The following is a 20968-nucleotide window of genomic DNA, read 5'->3' as shown; positions in this document are numbered from 1 at the left end:
CCCTGTAACACCCATAACAATAAGGCCGTTGGCTGGCCCGCCGTGACTTTTCACGCTCCTGCCCTCACCAGCCGGCGTGCGCCAATAACGCCACGCAAATGATCGGAGCAGATCATGCAGAACAACAACACAAGCCAGACCCTCGGCAAGATAGAAACCTATGGGGTTGAGCAGATCCCGGACCATGACCGCAACGCCACCCCGCTGGACCTGTTCCGGCTGATCTTCGGCGGCGCCAATACCTTCTCCACTGCCGTACTGGGCAGCTTCCCGGTGCTGTTCGGGCTGTCGTTCCAGGCTGGGGCCCTGGCGATAGTGGCGGGCGTGCTGGTAGGCGCGCTAATCCTGGCCCCCATGGGGCTGTTCGGCCCCATCAATGGCACTAACAACGCGGTGTCGTCGGGGGCGCACTTTGGGGTCCACGGGCGCATCGTCGGTTCGTTCCTGTCCCTGTTGACCGCCATCGCCTTCTTCTCGATTTCCGTCTGGAGCTCTGGCGACGCCTTGGTTGGCGGAGCACACCGGCTGGTGGGGCTGGAGGAAAACGACTTGTCTCTGGGCCTTGCCTACGGCTTGTTCGCCGTGCTGGTGCTGGCCGTCTGCATTTATGGCTTTCGCGTGATGCTGTGGGTCAACAAGGTGGCGGTATGGAGCGCCAGCCTGTTGTTCCTGCTGGGCATCGTCGCCTTCGCCGGGCCATTCGACCCCCACTTCGCCGGCAGCGTGGCCCAGGGGCAGGATGGGTTCTGGGCAGCCTTCATCGGGGCGGCGCTGGTTGCCATGAGCAATCCGATTTCTTTCGGTGCATTCCTGGGTGACTGGTCTCGGTACATCCCCCGCACCGCCCCGCGCTCGCGCATCCTCGGCGCGGTAGTGCTGGCGCAACTGGCCACGCTGCTGCCGTTCTTCTTCGGCCTGGTGACCGCCACTATCGTGGCCGTGCAAGCGCCAGACTACATCGCTGCCAACAACTACGTGGGCGGCCTGCTGGCTATCGCCCCGACCTGGTACTTCTTGCCGGTGTGCCTGCTGGCGGTGATCGGTGGCATGTCCACCGGCACCACGTCGCTCTACGGCACCGGGCTGGACATGTCCAGCGTGTTCCCTCGGCTGTTGAGCCGGGTCAAGGCAACGCTGCTGATCGGGTTGATGTCCATTGCGTTCATCTTCATCGGGCGCTTCGCCGCTAACCTGGTGCAAAGCGTGTCCACCTTCGCGGTGTTGATCATCACCTGCACCACGCCGTGGATGGTCATCATGCTCATCGGCCTGCTCAAGCGCCGCGGCTGGTACTGCCCCGATGACTTGCAGGTGTTCACACGGGGCCAACGCGGCGGCCGCTACTGGTTCCACCACGGCTGGAACTGGCGGGGCATGGGCGCGTGGATTCCCAGCGCGCTGATCGGCCTGTGCTTCGTTAACTTGCCAGGGCAATTCGTAGGGGTGCTGGGGAGCCTGGCCGGCGGTATCGACATCAGCCTGCCGGTCACCCTCGGCTTGGCCGCGGTGCTTTACCTGGGCTTGCTCAAGGTCTTCCCAGAGTCGCCTGAAGTCTATGGGCCAGGGTCAACATTCGCGGGCTTTACCCGCGCCTACACCGTTCCAAACCCTTAACAGCCCGGCAGGAACTGGCGCCAGCCTGGGATACACCGCCGGCGCCCGCATGCAGCTCAACGCCGACGCTGTCGGCGCTGGCGTTCTTCATCGGTGGGAATAGGTACGGGTTGCATCGGTGGGATCAAGCCGAGCGCGACTGCCAGGTCGTGCAGCCAGTTAAAGAATTTGTCTTGCATCACACGCCCCCTTGGGACTTGCCCGATACGGCCACTACAGGTGCCGTCACTCCGCAATTATCCTCCTGGACGCCGTGCAGATCACGCTCCGCGCCGCGACCAATGGTCGCGGCCAGCACGTGGGCTCCACAGACAGTACTGGCGGGTAACCCACCATGCCCAGGAACATCCAGTATCAATAACCCTTGCTGTAACAGTATCGGCCGCTCGGGGTGCCGCTAAAGACCCACGTTTGCATAACAGGCCTATAAGGCTGCCAAAACGTCCAACGTGTATGGATGACCCGTGGCCAATCGAAGAGGTTCCACGGGGTGACGAATGCGCCAGCGGGCGCCGGCGCGGTTGGTCAGAGGTGCTTAAGGTGCGATCTGGGGCTTGTTGGACAGCTCCAGGAAGGTCGCCGGGTCCAGGGCGTCTGCCTGACCGTTGAGCACGTCGCGCGGATGTTCCTTGTCGGGGATGCTGCTGTCGAGCAGTGCCAGCAAGCGAGCGCCGTTCTCCGTGAGGGTGTAGCCCTGGCCCGCTTCGGCCCGGATGAACCCGCGTTCGCGCAGCACCTGCTCGTAGCGGGCAGCGTCACTCTTGAGCGTATCCAGTGGGATGGGCGCTACGCCTTCGGCAGCTTGGGTGCGTGCGAACTCTTCGGCATAGCCTTGACCGTCGAAATCCTTGTCGGTCTGGACCTTATGCAGCAAGCGCTCTATCAGGTCCCAGTTATAAGTAGGCATGGGGCGGTAACTCCAAAAGGGGGGTGGAGATAAACATGCCTAGTTGTGACCGGCCCCCACAGTGACCGTTCGGTCAGGTGAGGGCCCGGCGCGCTTACTCGACCTTACGCTTCTTCAACGGAGCGAGGCCGTCCTGGCTGGCGAGGCCGGCGCCTTCGGGCTTGCGCGCGTTCGGCTTACGCTTGGCCGCAGGCTTGGCGGTTGTTTTCTTGTCTTTGTCGGTCTTTTTCTTCTTGGTGCCGGCGGCTTTACCAGAGGCCTTAAGCTTCTTCGGGCCGGTGTAGCTGCCTTTTACTTCCTTGATCACCCGGCGCTCGAAACTCTGCTTCAGATAGCGCTCGATGCTGGACATCAGGTTCCAGTCGCCGTGGCAGATCAGCGAGATCGCCAGGCCCTCGCCGCCCGCGCGGCCGGTACGGCCCACCCGGTGCACGTACTCATCGCCGCTGCGCGGCAGGTCGAAGTTGATCACCAGGTCCAGGCCGTCCACGTCCAGCCCACGAGCCGCGACGTCGGTGGCCACGAGAATCTTCGCCGCACCTTGCTTCAGCCGCTCGATGGCCAGCTTGCGATCCTTCTGGTCCTTTTCGCCGTGCAGCACGAACACCTTGAAGTCTTTGGCCACCAGGTGGCCATAGATGCGGTCGGCCATGCTGCGGGTATTGGTGAATACGATGGCCTTGCGGTAGGTCTCGTTGGCCAGCAACCACTGGACGATGGCTTCCTTGTGAGCGTTGTGGTCCGCGGTGACGATCTGCTGGCGGGTGGCCTCGCTGAGGTCGCTGACGTTATTGACCATCAGGTGCTGCGGCTCTTTCAGCACCTTGGCGATCATGTCGCGCAGCCCGGCGCCGCCAGTGGTGGCGGAGAACAGCAGCGTCTGGCGCTGGGGCGGGCACAGGTCGCAAAGGCGGCTCACGTCCTCGGCGAAGCCCATGTCCAGCATGCGATCGGCTTCGTCGAGCACTATCACTTCGACCTGGGCCAGGTCCAGGTTACCGGCGTTCAAGTGTTCCAACAGGCGCCCGGGGGTGCCGATCAGGATGTCCGGCACCTTGCGCAACATGGCTGCCTGGACCTTGAAGTCCTCGCCGCCGGTGATCAACCCAGCTTTGATGAAGGTATAACGAGAGAACCGCTCTACTTCCTTGAGCGTCTGCTGAGCCAACTCGCGGGTGGGGAGCAGGATGATCGCGCGGATGTCCACCCGAGGGCGCGCCGGGCCGATCAGGCGGTTGAGCAGTGGCAATACGAAGGCGGCGGTCTTGCCGCTGCCGGTCTGGGCGGTCACCCGCAGGTCACGCCCTTCCAGCGCCGGCGGAATGGCCGCGACCTGCACGGGGGTCGGCTCCACAAAATTGAGCTCGGCCACGGCTTTGAGCAGGCGTTCGTGAAGGGCGAATTGGGAAAACACTGGGGTACTACCTCGAAGGGAACCTGGAACGACTGCATAGGGTAGCGGAGCTGCGGCCGACAAGCGAGTGCGGCGCCTATGCCGAAGGTCGCCGGTGGGCGCGACGGCTAAGCCACACCGACCCGAGGATGATCGCCCCGCCCAGGGCCAGGCGCCCCAGCGGTTCGGCATGGTTCCAGATGAGCAGGTTAAGCAGCAGCCCCACCGGCACATGCAGGTTGTTCATCACCGCGAGCCGCGCCGCCGGCACTTGGCTGGCGCCTTTGTTCCAGCCGTACATGCCAAAGGCGGTGGCTACCAGCCCTAGAAAACCCAGTACCGCCCATTGCAGGGGCGCAGTCGGCAGGCGCGCAGGGTTACCCAGGGCGAGGAAAGCCGGCAGCGCCACCAGCAGTGCACCCACGAAAAAATAACCGAACCGTTGGTACTGCGGGCCGGGCAACGGCTGTTGCAGCATCAGCCGCTTGTACAGCACCTGGCCGGCCGCATAGGTGAAGTTGGCGAGCTGTAACAGCACAAAACCCGCGAAGAAGTCGCCGCTCACGCCCTCGAAGCGGATCACCGCCGCACCCGCTACCGCCACCAGCGCAGCCAGCAAGGCGTAGGGGTTGAAGCGTCGTGCCAAGGCGTCTTGCAACAAGGTCACATGCACAGGCGTGAGGATGGTGAACAGCAGCACTTCCGGCACCGTAAGCACGCGGAAGCTCAGGTACAGGCATACGTAGGTCACACCGAACTGCAAAGCGCCGATCAACAGCATCTGTCGCGCAAAGGGCCCAGGTACCGAGCGCCAGCGGGTCAGGGGCAGGAACACCAAGCCTGCCAGCAGCACCCGTGCCAGCACGGCGAAGTAGCTGTCAACCTGGCCAGCGAGGTATTCGCCGATCAGGTTGAAGGATAAGGCTTGAATTAGGGTAACGATCAGCAGATACGCCATGGCGCGCCTCGGACAAAGCGCGCGACCTTAGCATATTCAGGCCTCAGCGGCGGCGGGTGCGGCGAACTGCCAGGCAACGTCAGCCAGCTGCGCGCGAGCCTGGCCCAAACCTTTTTCCAGGAACTCGGCACCCATGTTCAGGCCCTCGGCATGGATGAAGGTCACGTCGTGAATGCCGATGAACGCAAGCACTTGGCGCAGGTAGGGTTCTTGATGGTCGCTGCTGGCGCCAGCATGGATACCGCCGCGTGCGGTCAGCACATAGGCGCGCTTGCCGGTGAGCAGGCCCTGGGGGCCGGTTGCGGTGTATTTGAAGGTCACCCCGGCGCGCAGCACATGGTCGAACCAAGCCTTGAGGGTGCTCGGGATCGCAAAGTTGTACATCGGCGCTGCAAGCACCAGTACGTCAGCAGCGAGCACTTCGTCGGTCAGCTCATTGGAACGCGCCAGCGCCTCGGCTTCGCTCGCATTGCGCTCGGCGTCGGGTTTCATCCAGCCGCCCAGCAGGGTCGCGTCCAGATGCGGTACGGGTTGGCGCGCCAGGTCCCGGACCTGGATGCTGTCTTGGGGATGAGCGCTTTTCCACTGGCTGATGAACGCCTGGGTCAGCTCCCGGGATACGGAGCCGTCTTGGCGGGCGCTGCTTTCAATCACTTGTACACGGGACATGGTAGATCTCATTAAGGGTGTTAGTTCGGAATGAGTGCAGGTTATTCAGCATTGATCCGATAAAAAAGCGCAAAAAACCGCTTTTAACTATCGGATTTATTGTTAAATAACGGCTTCATTTCCTACCCGCAGGCATTCGAATGAAAGCGCCCCGCGTCACCCTCGACCAATGGCGAACGCTTCAGGCCGTCGTCGATCACGGCGGCTTCGCCCAGGCGGCGCAAGCGCTGCACCGCTCGCAGTCCTCGGTGAGCTACACCGTAGGGCGCATGCAAGAGCAACTGGGTGTGCCGTTGTTGCGTATCGATGGGCGCAAGGCGGTGCTGACCGAGGCTGGGGCGGTGCTGTTGCGCCGTTCGCGGCAGTTGGTTAAACAGGCCAGCCAGTTGGAAGACCTTGCCCTGCAGATGGAGCAAGGCTGGGAGGCGGAGGTTCGCCTGGTGGTCGACGCCGCCTATCCCAACGCCCGTCTGGTCCGCGCCTTGACCGCCTTCATGCCGCAGAGCCGCGGCTGCCGTGTGCGCCTGCGCGAGGAGGTGCTGTCGGGTGTGGAGGAAGTGCTACAAGCCGGCATCGCCGACCTCGCCATCAGCAGCTTCACTATCCCCGGGTACCTGGGCACCGAAATGAGCGCGGTTGAGTTCGTGGCGGTCGCCCACCCTGAGCATGCCCTGCACCAGATGAACCGCGTCTTGACCTTCCAAGACCTGGAAAGCCAACTGCAAGTGGTGATTCGCGACTCTGGCCGCCAGCAGCCGCGGGATGTGGGCTGGCTCGGTGCCGAACATCGCTGGACCGTGGGGAGCCTGGGCACCGCCGCCAGTTTCGTTGGCAGCGGCCTGGGCTTTGCCTGGCTGCCCCGTCATATGATCGAGCGGGAACTGCGCGAGGGCTTGCTCAAACCGCTGCCGCTCGAACAAGGCGGCAACCGCCACCCGGTGTTCCATCTCTATGCGAGCAAGGAAAAGCCCCTGGGCCCTGCCACGCAGATTCTGGTGGAGCTGCTGCGCAACTTCGATACCGCCTCGCTGGACGCCCCCTTCGCCGCGCCGCCCCAGGCCTGAGCCAATACGGTGGAACGTCCGCGCGCCACAGGGGGTCAATAAACAGGTACCCAGGGCCTCGCGCAGGGCGATGCGGCTGGCGATCAGAGGCATTTGCGGTACCCTGTTGCGTTGTGTCGCCAGAAGGCAGCCAAAGCCTTGCGGCAGTTGTCGCCAACCCACGTAAGAAGGACCCCCCGCCCCATGTTCAAGCGCATCGTTCTTTCCGCCTGCTCCGTTCTTTTTGCCGCCAGCGTCTACGCTGCTCCTGAAGGCAAGCACCATGTTCTGCTCGATACCGACATGGGGCAGATCGAGGTCGAGCTGGATGAGGCAAAAGCCCCGATCAGCACCAAGAATTTCCTGGCGTATGTCGACAGCGGCTTCTATAGCGGCACCCAATTCCACCGGGTGATCCCAGGCTTCATGGTCCAGGGCGGCGGCTATGACCGCGGCATGAACGAAAAACCTACCCAGGCCCCGATCAAGAACGAAGCCGACAACGGCTTGCGCAACCTCACCGGTACCCTGGCCATGGCGCGTACTTCGGATGTGAACTCCGCCACCAGCCAGTTCTTCATCAACGTCAATGACAACGAATTCCTTGACCACGGCAGCCGCGACTTCGGCTATGCAGTGTTCGGCAAGGTGACCAAGGGCATGGACGTCGTCACCAACATCGTCCAGGCACGCACCACCAGCCGCGGCGGCATGCAAAACGTGCCGGCCGACCCGATCATGATCAAATCCGCCAAGCGCATCGACTGACCCGCGCTTTACCGCCCGGCCCCCGGGCGGTTCACAAACAGGAGGGGATGCCCATGCTGTACCGCCGTTTCGAACAGTGGATCGATGTTTTTCGTGAAGCGCCCACAGACGCCCCGCCCGGCAAGGTGACCTCGTTCTATTTGTATTACCTGCGCCAGGTTTGGCCGAGCTTCGCCGCACTGTTGGTGGTAGGGCTGATTTCCGCGCTGATCGAGGTGGCGCTGTTCAGTTACCTCAGCGACATCATCGACATGGTCAACAGCACCCCGCCGGAGCGGTTTTTCAGCGAGCACTGGGGCGTGCTGCTCTGGATGCTGGCCGTGGCGCTGCTGATCCGCCCGGTGTTCGTGGGGCTGCATGACCTACTGGTGCACCAGACGATCTCCCCTGGCATGACCAGCATGATCCGCTGGCAGAACCACAGCCATGTGCTCAAGCAGAGCATGAATTTCTTCCAGAGCGACTTCGCCGGCCGGATCGCCACGCGCATCATGCAAACCGGCAACTCGCTGCGTGACTCGGCCGTGCAGGCCGTGGACGCTATCTGGCACGTGACCATCTACGCCATCAGCTCGCTGGTGCTGTTCGCCGAAAGCGACTGGCGGCTGATGCTGCCTTTGGTTGGCTGGATCATTTCCTACATCATCGCCCTCTGGTACTTCGTACCGCGGGTGAAAGAACGCTCGGTCGTATCCTCCGACGCCCGCTCCAAGCTGATGGGCCGCATCGTCGATGGTTACACCAACATCACCACGCTCAAGCTGTTCGCCCACACCAACCTGGAACAGCAATACGCCCGCGAGGCGATCAGTGAGCAAACCGAGAAAACCCAACTGGCCAGCCGCGTCATCACCAGCATGGACGTGGTGATCACCACGCTGAACGGCTTGTTGATCGTCGGCACCACCGGCCTTGCCCTGTGGCTGTGGACCCAGGGCCTGCTCACGGTGGGCGCCATTGCACTGGCCACGGGCCTTGTGATTCGTATCGTGAACATGTCGGGCTGGATCATGTGGGTGGTCAACGGCATCTTCGAGAACATCGGCATGGTCCAGGATGGCCTGCAGACCATCGCCCAGCCCCTGAGCGTGACCGATATGCCAAGCGCCCCGGCGCTGAAGGTCGAACGCGGCGGCGTGCGTTTCGAGGCGGCGGAATTCCACTACGGCAAAGTCGGCCGAGTGATCAGCGGCCTGGACCTGGAAATCGCCCCGGGCGAGAACATCGGCCTGATCGGCCCTTCCGGGGCGGGCAAGTCCACCGTGGTGAACCTGCTGCTGCGCCTGTACGACCTCGAAAGCGGGCGCATCCTGATCGACGGCCAGGACATCGCCCAGGTACGCCAGGAAAGCCTGCGCGAGCAGATCGGCCTTATCACCCAGGACACCGCCCTGCTCCATCGCTCGATCCGCGACAATCTCTTGTACGGCCGCCCGGACGCAACCGAAGACGAGCTGTGGGAAGCGGTTCACAAGGCCAAGGCCGATGAATTCCTTGCCCATCTCACCGACGCCCAGGGCCGCGTTGGCCTCGACGCTCATGTGGGCGAGCGCGGGGTAAAACTCTCGGGCGGGCAACGGCAGCGCATCGCCATTGCTCGGGTGCTGCTGAAAAACGCCCCGATCCTGATCATGGACGAGGCCACCTCCGCGCTGGATTCGGAAGTGGAAGCGGCCATCCAGGAGAGCCTGGAGACCTTGATGGAAGGTAAAACCGTTATCGCCATCGCCCACCGGCTCTCGACCATCGCCAAGATGGACCGGCTGGTAGTGATGGACAAAGGCCGGGTGGTGGAAGTCGGTACCCACAATGAGCTGCTCGCTCACAAAGGTTTGTACTCGCGCCTGTGGCGGCACCAGACCGGCGGCTTCGTTGGGGTGGATTGACCGTGTTCACCCTGGACCTGTTCGCCGAGCTGCCAAGGTCAGCCGACGAGCGCCGCCAGCTCGGCCCGGGTGCGTGGCTGCTGGAAGGCTTCGCGCTCGCCCAGGCCGTCGCTATTGTCGAAGCGGTGCGGTCCGTGGAGGCCCGCAGCCCGCTGCGTCATCTGGTGACACCAGGGGGATATACCATGTCCGTGGCGATGACCAACTGTGGCCGCCTCGGCTGGACCAGCGACCTGCGCGGCTATCGCTATGCAACCCACGACCCGCTCACCGGCCAGCCTTGGCCAAGCATGCCAGAAGCGTTCGTCGAGCTTGCCCAGGCAGCGGCCGTGGCGGCGGGCTTTGCCGCTTTCGAACCGGATGCCTGCCTGATCAACGCCTACGAGCCGGGCGCTAGATTGTCGCTGCATCAGGACAAAGACGAGCAGGACCTCGCCGCGCCGATCGTTTCAGTCTCCCTTGGCCTGCCCGCGGTGTTCATGTTCGGCGGCGCGGAACGCAATTCGCCGATAGCGCGTTATCCGCTGCAACATGGCGACGTCGTGGTCTGGGGAGGTGAAGATCGCTTGCGCTACCACGGTGTTGCGCCGGTCAAGGCCGGTGAACACCCGCTGACCGGCTCGCGCCGGCTGAACCTGACCTTTCGCAAGGTCCTCTGACATCAGTCACCGCCCGGCCCTACCGGGGCGGCATCGCTCCAGCCTTTGTGAATGCCGTGTGCGGGTTAGCGAGCCTCAAGCTCCGGGAACAACACGCTGGTGTAACCGAAGCGGCCGAAATCCGTGATGCGCGAGGGGTAGAGGCGGCCGATCAGGTGGTCGCATTCGTGCTGAACCACCCTGGCGTGGAAATCGTGGGCAACCTGCTGAAGGCCCTTGCCACGGGCGTCGATGCCTTCGTAGCGAATGTGTTTGTAGCGGGCGACCAGGCCACGGAGCCCAGGCACGGACAGGCAGCCTTCCCAGCCCTCTTCCAGCTCAGGGCTCAGGGGCGTGATCAACGGGTTGATCAGCACCGTGCGTTCTACGGCGGCGGCGCCCGGATAACGCTCGGCGCGATCGAAGCCGAACACCACTACCTGAAGGTCCACACCGATTTGCGGTGCCGCCAGCCCTACGCCACCGGCTTCGTGCATGGTGGCGAACATATCCGCGATGAGCTCATCCAGCTCATGGCTGCCTAACAGCGCATCGGGCACCGGTGGCGCCACACGCAACAGCCGTTCATCACCCATCTTGAGGATGTCGCGAATCATAAGACCTCACTGGCTTGCATCGGCTGTCCCGCCGCCAAGGCCCGAACGCTGTTCTTCGGTTCCGCCCGACGGTACTCCCGGGGCTTTCTCGCCTTTGTCCTTGCCTTCGGCGGACATATGTTCAATCACCGCGTTCATCTCCGCACCGAGCAGCAAGACGGCGAAAGAGATGTAGAAGTACAGCAGCAGGATAATGATTGCGCCAATGCTGCCGTACATCGCGTTGTAGTCCGCGAAGTTCTGTACGTAATAGGCAAAACCCACGGACGCGATGATCCATACCACTACCGCCAGCACGGCGCCGGGGGTCAGGAAACGAAAGCGCTGATCCACATCGGGCATGAGGTAATAGATCAGCGCAACGGTCAGCATCATGATCGCCACGATCACCGGCCAGCGGGCGATCGTCCAGATGGTCACGGTGATACTTTCCAGGCCGATGTGGCCGGCGAGCCAGTTCATTACCTGCGGGCCAAGCACCATCAATGCCGCGGAACACAGCAGCATGCCGGCCAGGCCTATGGTGTATAGCACGGACATCGGCAGGCGCTTCCAGGCCGGGCGCCCTTCTGCCACGTCGTAGGCGGCATTCATTGCGCTCATCAGCGAGCGTACCCCAGCCGAGGCAGTCCAGAGCGCGGCGATGATGCCGAACGAAAGCAGCCCGCCCTTGGATTGCTGCAACTGGTCGATCACCGGGTTGACCGAATCAAGGGCCTTGGGCGGCAGCACCATGCCTGCCTGTTCACGCAGCCAGGAGAAGAAGTCGGGAAGATGAAAAAAACCGATCAGGGAAATCAGAAACAGCAGAAAAGGAAATAAAGAGAAGAGCATTTGATACGCCAGCGCCGAGGCGTAGGTGGACATTTCGTCGTTGGAGAATTCTTGCACCGTGCGGACCAACACCTTGGTCAACGGTAGTTTCTTCATGTCCGGAAAGATCATCTGGCGGCTCCTGTACTCTGCCCCTTGGCCCGGCCGGGCCACTCCTTTGTTTTTGCCATGCCCGAAAGCACAGCGGTCATCCTAAGATGACCGCCGGGGTACTGCGAAGTTTTACTAAGCGTCAGATCTTGTCTTTACGATCGCGGGCGTCAGCCATCGCGTCTTTGACATCGCCTTTGATCTGCTGAGCCTTGCCCTTGGTTTCCTGGGCGGCGCCGCGGGCTTGGGTTTCGGTATTGCCAGTAGCGCTACCTACTTTCTGGCGAACTTCGCCAGCCAATTCATTTGCCTTACCTTTGATTTTGTCTCCGGTACCACTCATGACCCGTACTCCTCAGTTTTGATTGAATTCATTCAATCGGCATAAAGATGGACAGACCGCCTCGCTCATGAGTTTCAATGAATTTTCCAAGTACGCGCCCTTCCGACGAAGGGTCATTCCGGCAGGCTGATGCTCTCAGGATGAATCATAATCTTGCCGGCCTTGTATAACGCCCCTATGGCCTTCTTGAAGTTGCCCTTGCTTACGCCGAACTGCTGGGCGATCACTTCAGGCGCGCTGCGGTCGCTCAGCGGCAGGCTTCCGCCCGCGGCACTCAACGCTTGCAGAATTTGCCCCTGCAGCCCTTCCACCGCTTGCTGGCCCACCGGCTGCAAGCTCAGAGCGATCTTGCCATCCGCCCGGATTTCTTTGATGTAGGCGGTCTCGCGCATGCCGCTGCGCAAGAATTTGAATACCTCATTCTTGTGAATCAGGCCCCAATGGGCATTTTCGATGATGGCGTTGAAGCCCAGGTCGGTCTGGGCCGCGACCAGCACCTGCACCGCCTGGCCAGCCTTGTAATTGGCCGGGGTTTTGTCCAGGTAGCGGTCAACCTTGGCGCTGGCGGTGATGCGCCGGGTGCGCCGATCCAGGAAGAGGTGAACGATGCAGTATTCGCCTGCGCGCAGCTGGCGTTTTTCCTCGGAGAACGGCAATAGCAGGTCTTTGGGTAGGCCCCAATCCAGGAAGATCCCAGTCGAATTGACCTCGACCACTTTGAGGCTGGCGAACTCCCCTACCTGGGCCTTGGGCTTTTCAGTGGTAGCCAGCAGTTTGTCTTCGCTGTCCAGGTACACGAAAACATTCAGCCAGTCCTCGACTTCGTGAGGCGTGCCCTTGGGGATGTACCGGTTGGGCAGAAGGATTTCGCCATCCGCGCCGCCGTCGAGGTAGAGCCCGAAGTCCGTGTGCTTGACCACTTGCATGCTGTTGTAGCGACCCACCAAAGCCATGTTCGACACCTTTGTTAACAAGCTGACAGTGTAACCCACGGCGATAGCAGCTACCGCCTGCAGGTACTCACAACGTCAGTTCACGTACGCGGCCGGGCTGAACCGTTTCGGCCATTACGGCCAAATCGACGAGCGGTTCCGCTCAAAGCCCTTCGCCATCATGATCACGGGTATCCTCGAAGCCGTCTAAACCGGGCTTTCCCGCCTTCAACCGACACCGTTGCGAGCACCACGCAGCCGCCTATGCGCCTTGCGCCAATGGAGAGACGCATGCTCAAGCCCAGCCTGCTGCTGACTGCCGGCCTGCTAGCCGCGCCCCATCTCAACGCCCAGACGCTCCAGCGCGAGCTGGGCGATTTCGACCTCAAGCTCGGTACCACGCCTACCCGCAGCATGGCCCAGGGGCTGGTGGCGCCGGGCACCGTGGGTTCGGTCCACGGCGGCATCGACGTGACCCATGACAGCGGCTGGTATTTCGGCCAATGGTCTCCGAGCGTGGGCCTGACCCCCGACAGCGACTTCGAGCTCGACAGCTACCTGGGCTATAAACGGCGCGTGGCGCCAGCGTTTGGCTATGAGCTCGGCATGATCGGCTACACCCGCCCAGACGTAGCCAATGGCAACAGCCACCAGCTATATGCCGGCATGCGCGTTTTCGAAAGCCGCTTTGGCGCGGCCTGGAGCGAAGCCGTGGGCAGCCGCTCGGGCACATTGTTCGCGGACCTTGGCCAGCTACCCCTGGTGGGGCTGGACCTGTCACTGAAGATGACCCGGTACAGCCTGGCCTCACCCTACAGCCTGGGTAACGGCGAACTGGTCGAGGGGTACAGCGACTGGTCCATGCAAGTGTCGCGGCCATTGATGGGCGTAGACCTGAACCTGGTGTATAGCGCCTCGGACCTGCGCGGCGGCGCCTGTGTAGCGTATTCCGGGCATAACCCGACCTGTGACAGCATGGTCACCCTCAAGGCGCAACGGACCTTCTTTTGAGTAGCCATTCGGTGGCGCCCTCGCCGGAGCCGTTCTACCGTTAGCGAAAGCAGCGGTGGCCGGTGGGGGCTCAATGGCGTTTTCAGCAGTACGTCGGTGGTGGCTGGTGGCATGCCTGGGTGGCTTGCTGGCGATGGCCGGCTGCACCCGCATGGACCTGGCCTACCGCAACCTCGACGTGCTCATCCCCTGGACCCTCGACGATTATCTAGACATGAACCGGGAGCAGAAGGCCTGGTTCGAAGAGCGGCTTGCCGATCACCTGCGCTGGCACTGCCAGACCCAGCTGCCAGGCTACCTGCCCTGGCTGGACCGCCTGCGCAACCTTGCCATGGCGCAACAGGTGAGTGATGAAGAGCTGCAAGCGCTCACCCGCGAAGGCGAGCAGGCCGCCGAAGAAGTCGCGCGGCAGATCACCCCCTCGGCGGTAGAGCTATTGCAGGGGTTGAACGAGGACCAAGTGCGCTCGCTTCGCGAGGCCTTGGCGCAAGATATCGCCAAACGGCGCAAGGAACTGGTCACCCCAGCCCTCGCCGAGCAGGTACAAACCCGCGCCAACAACATGCATAAACGCCTGCTGCCTTGGTTAGGAGAGCTGCACGCCGATCAGGACGCGGCCATCCTGCGCTGGTCCCAGCAACTGGGCGACCATAACAGCGTCGCGCTGGCAAACCGTGAGCAATGGCAGCAGGCCTTGCTGGCCGCGCTGGCACAGCGCTCGCAACCCGCTTTCGAAGGGCAGATCGCACAACTGCTGCAACACCGCCAGACGCTATGGAGCGACGCCTACCGCGCTGACCGCACGCGGGCCCAGGCCGCCGCCCGACGGCTGACCGCAGAACTGCTCCAACTCAGCGACGCCGGGCAGCGCCAGCGCTTCGTGGAACAGCTGGACACCCTGCGCGGCCGCTTCGCCACGTTGCGCTGCTTGAAAAAACAGTAGCCAATTGCCGGCACGGCATGGGCGTACGCACAGGATCATGCTCTAATCAGCGCCGAAGCCACTCAGCTCCCTGAGGCCCATGTCCGATCTCCACATGCCCCCTGCCCTGCGCTTCATGCTGGCTGCCCGCCGTATCGAACTCGAGGCGCTGGAAAGCCTGGCGTTGAACTGCGACCTGGTCTCGGCGATCTGCGAACTGGTGCACGCCCTGCAGCGTGAACGAGGCTGGTCGAACTTGCACCTGGGCAGCGCGTTGGAAGACCACCTGGAGGTGCTGCAACACCTGGCAGACGAAGCATTGGCGATCGAGGAACAGGTTCGCGGCGGCTTCGACTCGCTAAGCCCTGACGCCCCCGCTGGTATCGACCGCGCCCGCCTGTTCAACCGTATCGCCTATGTGCTGCAGGGTTTCGAAGAGTTGCCCGGGCTGCGAAGCCGTGTGCGCGGCAGGCAAATCACCGCCACCCAGGCCACTGGCGCCTTGACCCGGCTGATAGGCGGCCTGCTCGCGGTGGTGTTCGAAGCCGCCGACGCCGCTACCGACCCAAGCATCGCGCGGCTGCTGGTCGCCCTGTTCAACTTCATGCAAGGCAAGGAGTTGGCCGGACAAGAGCGCGCCAGTGGCGTGAACGGATTCACGATCGGCTATTTCGACGAAGCGCTACGCCAACGGCTGGAACATCTGGCCCAGGCGCAGGAGCAATCCTTCAGCGTGTTTTGCGAATTCGCCGACCCCGGCGCATTGACCCTATGGCGGGCTCAACAAAATAGCGAAAACCTGGCTCAACTGTACCGGATGCGAGCGGTGGCCCTGCGCACACACGCTGGCGCCTGTGTAGACCCGGCGCTGTCCCGGCTATGGTTCGACGTAGCCAGCCGGCGCATCGAAGCGCTCAAGGATGTGGAGAACCACCTGACCCGGGTTCTGCGCGATGGCTGTCAGGAAAGCATTCGCCTGGCACGCGCCGACTTGCATAACCACCGCCTGCTGCTGCGGCGGCTGGCCAGCCTGGAGCCAACCGGCGGCGGTGAGCAGGCCCGGCTCTTCAGCGTATACGCCAGTGACATGGACGCACCGTCTCTGGATGGGCTGAGCCCGCAGTTGGGTCGCTCTGTGCTGGACCTGCTGCATGCGCATACCCAACAACCCGCCAGCACCTCCGATCAACTAGAGCAGGCCCGTAGGGCGCTAACCCCGCCGGCCAAGCCTTCGCGCGACACTTAGGGGTGGGCGAGGGCGTTGGGCTTCAGCTCACGGGCCGGCCGGGCTCGTTGGCGGGTTCGCGTGCCTCGCACGCACCTACAGGTACTGGTTGCGGAGCGCGGGGGCCGTCATCAGGTTCGCGTTGCCGCCAAGGGTCAAGCACCAGTATTCGGCGTCCTGGCGCAAGTCGAGCGCCTGGCCCATGCCGATGTGCGCGAAGCCTAGCGCTTCATGGGTAGCGATAGTGGCGCTATCGGTGACCGCGATCGCGGCGTACACGGCGAGGTAACCTTGCTCCTGCAAATGCTCCAGCAGCGAGCGGTACAGCGACCGCAGCATTCCCGCGCGGCGGCCTTCGACGTTCATGTATACGGTGATGTCCACCGACCAGCGCAGCGCCAGGGGCGCCTTGTGGGCCCGGGCGTAAGCGAAGCCGACCACCTGATCGTTACATTCGGCCACCAGGAAGGGATAGCGGCCACGGGTAGTGGCCATCAACCCGCACAGGTCTGGATCGTTATCGGCGGGTACAGAGACGCCGTTGGCGGAGTTTGCGTGAATGGCGCGCAACGCACAGCAATCGCCGAGCCGCGCCGCTCTGACCAGGCAAAACGTCATAAAACAGACATCCTGAAAAAATTCCCGAAATGCGAGGAATCCATCGCAGCACCGCTCCATTTGGGTAAGCGCGAAGGATGGATCCAACCATCTGCCAACGCAAGCTTACGCCGATGTGAGGCATCCGCCTGCGGCAAAAGTGCCGTTGCGCTTGAGGAAAAGATGGCCGGTGGCCAGAAGTGTGACGACGTTCCCATAACGCAGGGCTCGGCCGTCCGGTGGCAGGCCGTTAACGGTGATGAAACGGGTTAAGGGCAAGCCCGGCTGCTACAGCTCCTGCATGCAGAAACAGGCGAAGCCTGCGAACCGCAACAATAAGGTTCGCAAGCTGGTGCCTTCGCTTCCAGGGCCCGGCGTCATCCGAACAGCCAGTAACCCAGGGCAGTAAGCACCACGACGGCCAGCACAGGCCGCAGCACGCGATAGGCTTTTGGATGCTTGCGCTTGAATTGCTTCACTCGGCCGCTGGTGCCGTCGCTGAAGCGTTTGCTCCAGGCATACGCCTGGTTGATCCCGCCTACGCGCTCATCGTCCAGGTTCTGTGGCGCGGTGGCACGGCCAAGGAAGGCGCTGACGCTGCGGTTGATGCGGGTCATCAGGCGGTTCGACAACGGCCGCTCGATGTCGCAGAAGAGGATGACCCGGGTTTGCTCGGTTTCGTTCTTCACCCAGTGCACGTAGGTTTCGTCGAACATCACGTCCTGCCCGTCACGCCAGGCGTAGGGCTGGCCATCCACATAAATGCGGCAGGCGTCGGAGTTGGGTGTGGCCAGCCCCAGGTGATAGCGCAAAGAACCGGCAAAGGGGTCGCGATGCGGGTTGAGGTGGCTGCCACCGGGCAGCAACGCGAACATCGCACCCTTGACGTTAGGGATGGCGCTGACCAGCTCCACCGTGCGTGGGCACAGAGCCATCGCCGAAGGCAGCGGTTTGTCGTACCACTTCAGGTAAAAGCGCTTCCAGCCCTTTTTGAAGAACGACCCGAAGCCAGCGTCGTTGTTTTTCTCGGCGGCGCGGATGTAGCCCTCGTCGAACAGGCGCATCGCCTCTTCGCGAATCACGCTCCAGTTGTCGCGCAATACGTCCAGTTCGGGAAAGCGGCTGCGGTCCAGGTAGGGCCGTGACGGCACGCTGGAAAACAAGTACATCAGGGCGTTGTAGGGGGCGAACAGCGCCGAGTGGTTAACGAACTGGCGCAGCACCGGCAGCCGCGCCTTGCCGCGCAAATGCACATAGAGCGTACTGCCTATGAACATGAACAGCACAAGGGCCTTGGCGGTGAACGAGAGGGTCATGCAGCGCTCCTGGAATTTGGCAGGCCGCCATCATAAACCCGAAGCCTTGCCGCGCACAGGTCAACGGCGGGCCGCTTGACCGGCGTCAGCTTTTACCGCCGCTCAAACCTGGTTCTCTTGCTCGGTGAACAGGTCGCTGAACAGCATGCTCGACAGATAACGCTCGCCAGAGTCCGGCAAGATGACCACGAGGGTTTTGCCTTGCATCTCGGGTTTCTCGGCCAGCCGCACCGCCGCCGCCATTGCCGCCCCGCAGGAAATGCCGCAGAGGATGCCCTCCTCGCGCATCAGCCGCAACGCCATGGCCTTGGACTCTTCATCGCTGACCAGCTCCACCCGGTCGACCAGGCTCAGGTCCAGGTTCCCTGGCACGAAGCCCGCGCCGATGCCCTGGATTTTGTGAGGCGCCGGTTTGATCTCCTGGCCCGCCAGTGCCTGGGTGATCACCGGAGAACTGATCGGCTCGACCGCCACCGAAAGAATCTGCTTGCCCTGGGTGTGCTTGATGTAGCGCGACACTCCGCTGATCGTGCCCCCGGTGCCGACACCCGCCACCAGTACATCGACCGCGCCGTCGGTGTCGTTCCAGATTTCCGGGCCCGTGGTTTTTTCATGGATGGCGGGGTTGGCAGGGTTCTCGAACTGCTGAGGCATAAAGAAGGTGGCCGGGTCGCCAGCGACGATTTCGCTGGCTTTTTCGATCGCGCCCTTCATGCCCTTGGCCGGTTCTGTCAGCACCAATTCAGCGCCCAAGGCCTTGAGCACCTTGCGTCGCTCCAGGCTCATGGACGCGGGCATGGTCAGCATCAGCTTGTAGCCCCGGGCCGCCGCCACGAATGCCAGGCCGATGCCGGTATTGCCCGACGTGGGCTCGATGATCGTCATCCCGGGCTTGAGGCGCCCGCGTGCCTCGGCATCCCAGATAAGGTTCGCACCGATACGGCACTTGACTGAATAGCCGGGGTTACGGCCTTCGATCTTCGCCAGGATGGTCACCCCGCGCGGCGCGATGCGGTTGATCTGCACCAGGGGCGTGTTACCGATGGAGTGGGCGTTGTCGGCGAAAATGCGGCTCATTGGGTGTCCTTGTGCAAGCGGCCAGGGCAAGGGGCTGAGGGTAAGCTGGCGCCCTCGCGGCGTCCAGGGCATTGGAGCGAACGTCTTGCGCGCAAGAGAGTCCACTTAGCATATTGATGGAGCCCAACCTGATGAAACGTCGCTACCGTTGGCCACTGATCGTTATCGTCACCCTCATTGTGCTGCTGATCATTCTGCACATCGCCCTGCCCTTCCTGGTGCGGGATTACCTCAATGACAAGCTGCGAGACATGGGCGCCTATAGCGGCCATGTGGATGATGTCGACATCGCCCTCTGGCGCGGCGCCTACGCAATCAATGGCCTGCGGGTGACCAAGGTCGACGGCAAGGTGCCGGTGCCGCTGCTGGACGTCCCCCGAACCGACCTGGCCGTGAGCTGGCATTCGCTGTGGTACGACCACGCCGTGGTGGCCCGCGTGGCCTTCATGCAACCAACGCTGAACTTCGTCGACGGTGGCGAGAACAAACAGGCCTCGCAGACGGGTGCCGGCACGGACTGGCGCGCTCAGTTGGAAAAACTGCTGCCGATCACCCTTAACGAAGTTCGGGTGGACGACGGCAAGATCACCTTCAACAACTTCTCCTCCAAGCCACCGGTAAAGCTCGAAGCCGACCAGATCAACGCCAGCCTGTATAACCTGACGAATGTGGAAGATTCCGCGGGCAAGCGCGACGCGCGCTTCGAGGGTAAGGCCGTGTTGTTCGGCCAGGCGCCGCTAGATACCAAAGCCACGTTCGACCCCTTCGGTAACTTCGATGACTTCCAGTTCCGCCTGCGGGTGACCGACATCGAACTCAAGCGGGTCAATAGCTTCGCTTCCGCTTATGGGAAGTTCGACTTCAATGCCGGCCATGGCGATGTGGTGGTAGAGGCCCAAGCGAAGAAAGGCCAGCTTTCCGGTTACATCAAGCCCCTGCTGCGCGACGTGGACGTGTTCAACTGGCAGCAAGATGTCGAGAACAAGGACAAGGGCTTTTTCCGCGGCGTGTGGGAGGCCTTGGTTGGCGGCACCGAAACCGTGCTCAAGAACCAGCAGAAGAACCAGTTCGCGACCCGGGTGGAACTGAGCGGCAATGTGCACCGCCAAGACATCAGCCCCTTGCAGGCCTTCTGGGAGATATTGCGTAACGGCTTCGTGCAGGCCTTCAGTGCTCGCTACGAACAAGCGCCGCCTACCAAGGACTGACCGCGGGGCGGTGAATTCGCCCCCGGCGCAGGGTATGATCCGGGCATTCAAAACAAGAGGATCGGCCCATGAAATTCGAAGGGACCCAGGCGTATGTCGCCACGTCCGACCTGAAGCTGGCAGTCAACGCGGCCATCACGCTGGAGCGCCCGTTGCTGGTCAAGGGCGAGCCGGGTACCGGCAAGACCATGTTGGCCGAGCAATTGGCCGAGGCCTTCGGCGCCCGGCTGATCACCTGGCATATCAAGTCCACCACCAAGGCCCATCAGGGGCTGTATGAGTACGACGCGGTCAGCCGCCTGCGGGATTCGCAGTTGGGCGTGGATAAGGTCCATGACGTACGCAACTACCTGAAGAAGGGCAAGCTGTGGGAGGCCTTCGAAGCCGAGGAGCGAGTGATCCTGCTCATCGACGAGATCGACAAGGCCGATATCGAATTCCCCAACGACCTGCTGCAAGAACTCGACAAAATGGAGTTCTACGTATACGAAACGGATGAAACCATTCGCGCCAAGCAGCGGCCGATCATCATCATCACCTCCAACAACGAGAAAGAACTGCCCGACGCTTTCCTGCGCCGCTGCTTCTTCCATTACATCGCCTTCCCCGACCGCGACACGCTACAGAAGATCGTCGATGTGCACTTCCCCGGGATCAAGGAAAGCTTGGTCAGCGAAGCGCTGGATGTGTTCTTCGACGTGCGCAAAGTGCCGGGCCTGAAGAAAAAACCCTCCACTTCCGAACTGGTGGACTGGCTCAAGCTGCTGATGGCCGACAACATTGGCGAAGCGGTACTGCGCGAGCGCGACCCCACCAAGGCGATCCCACCGCTGGCCGGTGCCCTGGTGAAAAACGAGCAGGACGTGCAGCTGCTTGAACGCCTGGCGTTCATGAGCCGTCGCAGCAACCGCTGACGCGCC

The 20968-nt window shown here is 62.4% G+C and carries 22 protein-coding genes; 10 read left to right on the top strand and 12 right to left on the bottom strand.

Annotated elements, in window-relative coordinates; all coding sequences use genetic code 11:
- The first annotated feature begins 114 nt into the window (after positions 1-114).
- Complete coding sequence (locus tag OGL93_RS02740) at positions 115-1614, top strand: cytosine permease (protein WP_263260835.1); 1500 nt, start codon at positions 115-117, stop codon at positions 1612-1614.
- A gap of 56 nt (positions 1615-1670) precedes the next feature.
- Here OGL93_RS02740 and OGL93_RS02735 read toward each other — a convergent pair whose 3' ends face one another.
- The 5 genes from OGL93_RS02735 to OGL93_RS02715 all read right to left on the bottom strand — a co-directional run bounded on the left by OGL93_RS02735 (position 1671) and on the right by OGL93_RS02715 (position 5541).
- Entirely contained in the window at positions 1671-1793 is a 123-nt protein-coding gene (locus tag OGL93_RS02735) for a PA1414 family protein (RefSeq protein WP_263260834.1), read from the bottom strand.
- A 356-nt stretch (positions 1794-2149) separates the two neighbouring features.
- Complete coding sequence (locus OGL93_RS02730) at positions 2150-2521, bottom strand: transcriptional regulator (RefSeq protein WP_263260833.1); 372 nt, start codon at positions 2519-2521, stop codon at positions 2150-2152.
- Between the two features lie 94 nt (positions 2522-2615).
- Entirely contained in the window at positions 2616-3935 is a 1320-nt protein-coding gene (locus tag OGL93_RS02725; protein WP_263260832.1) for a DEAD/DEAH box helicase, read from the bottom strand.
- 76 nt (positions 3936-4011) lie between these two features.
- On the bottom strand, positions 4012-4872 hold the full coding sequence (locus tag OGL93_RS02720; RefSeq protein ID WP_263260831.1) for a carboxylate/amino acid/amine transporter: 861 nt from the start codon (positions 4870-4872) through the stop codon (positions 4012-4014).
- Between the two features lie 36 nt (positions 4873-4908).
- A complete protein-coding gene (locus tag OGL93_RS02715; protein WP_263260830.1) occupies positions 4909-5541 on the bottom strand; it encodes an FMN-dependent NADH-azoreductase in 633 nt (210 codons plus the stop codon).
- A gap of 140 nt (positions 5542-5681) precedes the next feature.
- Between OGL93_RS02715 and OGL93_RS02710 the strand changes: the two genes are divergently transcribed.
- The 4 genes from OGL93_RS02710 (at position 5682) to alkB (ending at position 9897) form a co-directional block, all read left to right on the top strand.
- Positions 5682-6605, top strand: a complete 924-nt coding sequence (locus OGL93_RS02710) for a LysR family transcriptional regulator (RefSeq protein WP_263260829.1) — start codon at positions 5682-5684, stop codon at positions 6603-6605.
- A gap of 183 nt (positions 6606-6788) precedes the next feature.
- Entirely contained in the window at positions 6789-7352 is a 564-nt protein-coding gene (locus tag OGL93_RS02705; protein ID WP_263260828.1) for a peptidylprolyl isomerase, read from the top strand.
- 53 nt (positions 7353-7405) lie between these two features.
- Entirely contained in the window at positions 7406-9238 is a 1833-nt protein-coding gene (locus OGL93_RS02700; protein ID WP_263260827.1) for an ABC transporter ATP-binding protein, read from the top strand.
- On the top strand, positions 9235-9897 hold the full coding sequence (gene alkB, locus OGL93_RS02695) for a DNA oxidative demethylase AlkB (protein WP_263260826.1): 663 nt from the start codon (positions 9235-9237) through the stop codon (positions 9895-9897). Before OGL93_RS02700 ends, alkB begins: the two co-directional genes overlap by 4 nt.
- A 65-nt stretch (positions 9898-9962) precedes the next feature.
- Here the strand turns inward: alkB and def are convergent, their stop codons facing one another.
- The 4 genes from def to OGL93_RS02675 all read right to left on the bottom strand — a co-directional run bounded on the left by def (position 9963) and on the right by OGL93_RS02675 (position 12713).
- Positions 9963-10493 (bottom strand): peptide deformylase, encoded by a 531-nt coding sequence (gene def / locus OGL93_RS02690; RefSeq protein WP_263260825.1) that lies wholly within the window; start codon positions 10491-10493, stop codon positions 9963-9965.
- A 6-nt stretch (positions 10494-10499) separates the two neighbouring features.
- Positions 10500-11438, bottom strand: coding sequence for a YihY/virulence factor BrkB family protein (locus OGL93_RS02685; protein ID WP_263260824.1), 939 nt, complete (start codon positions 11436-11438; stop codon positions 10500-10502).
- Positions 11439-11559: 121 nt separating this feature from the next.
- On the bottom strand, positions 11560-11760 hold the full coding sequence (locus OGL93_RS02680) for a CsbD family protein (RefSeq protein ID WP_263260823.1): 201 nt from the start codon (positions 11758-11760) through the stop codon (positions 11560-11562).
- Positions 11761-11873: 113 nt separating this feature from the next.
- A complete protein-coding gene (locus OGL93_RS02675) occupies positions 11874-12713 on the bottom strand; it encodes a S1-like domain-containing RNA-binding protein (RefSeq protein ID WP_263260822.1) in 840 nt (279 codons plus the stop codon).
- Positions 12714-12983: 270 nt separating this feature from the next.
- Between OGL93_RS02675 and OGL93_RS02670 the strand changes: the two genes are divergently transcribed.
- The 3 genes from OGL93_RS02670 to OGL93_RS02660 all read left to right on the top strand — a co-directional run bounded on the left by OGL93_RS02670 (position 12984) and on the right by OGL93_RS02660 (position 15871).
- Complete coding sequence (locus OGL93_RS02670) at positions 12984-13703, top strand: TorF family putative porin (RefSeq protein WP_263260821.1); 720 nt, start codon at positions 12984-12986, stop codon at positions 13701-13703.
- A gap of 73 nt (positions 13704-13776) precedes the next feature.
- Positions 13777-14646: a DUF6279 family lipoprotein gene (locus OGL93_RS02665; RefSeq protein WP_263260820.1), complete on the top strand. Its 870-nt coding sequence runs from the start codon at positions 13777-13779 to the stop codon at positions 14644-14646.
- Positions 14647-14725: 79 nt separating this feature from the next.
- Positions 14726-15871 carry a nitrate- and nitrite sensing domain-containing protein gene (locus OGL93_RS02660; RefSeq protein ID WP_263260819.1) on the top strand — a complete coding sequence of 382 codons (1146 nt, stop codon included), beginning with the start codon at positions 14726-14728 and terminating at the stop codon, positions 15869-15871.
- A gap of 75 nt (positions 15872-15946) precedes the next feature.
- Here OGL93_RS02660 and OGL93_RS02655 read toward each other — a convergent pair whose 3' ends face one another.
- The 3 genes from OGL93_RS02655 to cysK all read right to left on the bottom strand — a co-directional run bounded on the left by OGL93_RS02655 (position 15947) and on the right by cysK (position 18840).
- Positions 15947-16468: a GNAT family N-acetyltransferase gene (locus tag OGL93_RS02655; RefSeq protein ID WP_263260818.1), complete on the bottom strand. Its 522-nt coding sequence runs from the start codon at positions 16466-16468 to the stop codon at positions 15947-15949.
- 356 nt (positions 16469-16824) lie between these two features.
- Entirely contained in the window at positions 16825-17763 is a 939-nt protein-coding gene (locus OGL93_RS02650; RefSeq protein ID WP_263260817.1) for an aspartyl/asparaginyl beta-hydroxylase domain-containing protein, read from the bottom strand.
- Positions 17764-17865: 102 nt separating this feature from the next.
- The gene (cysK, locus tag OGL93_RS02645; protein ID WP_263260816.1) at positions 17866-18840 is read right to left on the bottom strand and encodes a cysteine synthase A; all 975 of its coding nucleotides are present in this window, start codon (positions 18838-18840) and stop codon (positions 17866-17868) included.
- A 131-nt stretch (positions 18841-18971) separates the two neighbouring features.
- Here cysK and OGL93_RS02640 point away from each other — a divergent pair, with 131 nt between their 5' ends.
- Positions 18972-20048, top strand: coding sequence for a DUF748 domain-containing protein (locus tag OGL93_RS02640; protein ID WP_263260815.1), 1077 nt, complete (start codon positions 18972-18974; stop codon positions 20046-20048).
- A gap of 68 nt (positions 20049-20116) precedes the next feature.
- Complete coding sequence (locus tag OGL93_RS02635) at positions 20117-20962, top strand: MoxR family ATPase (protein ID WP_263260814.1); 846 nt, start codon at positions 20117-20119, stop codon at positions 20960-20962.
- The last annotated feature ends 6 nt before the right edge of the window (positions 20963-20968 follow it).

It is taken from the genome of Pseudomonas sp. RIT-PI-S (genome assembly GCF_025642975.1).
In the GTDB taxonomy this organism is placed as follows: Bacteria; Pseudomonadota; Gammaproteobacteria; order Pseudomonadales; family Pseudomonadaceae; genus Aquipseudomonas.
This window is presented reverse-complemented; position numbering and strand designations above follow the sequence as displayed.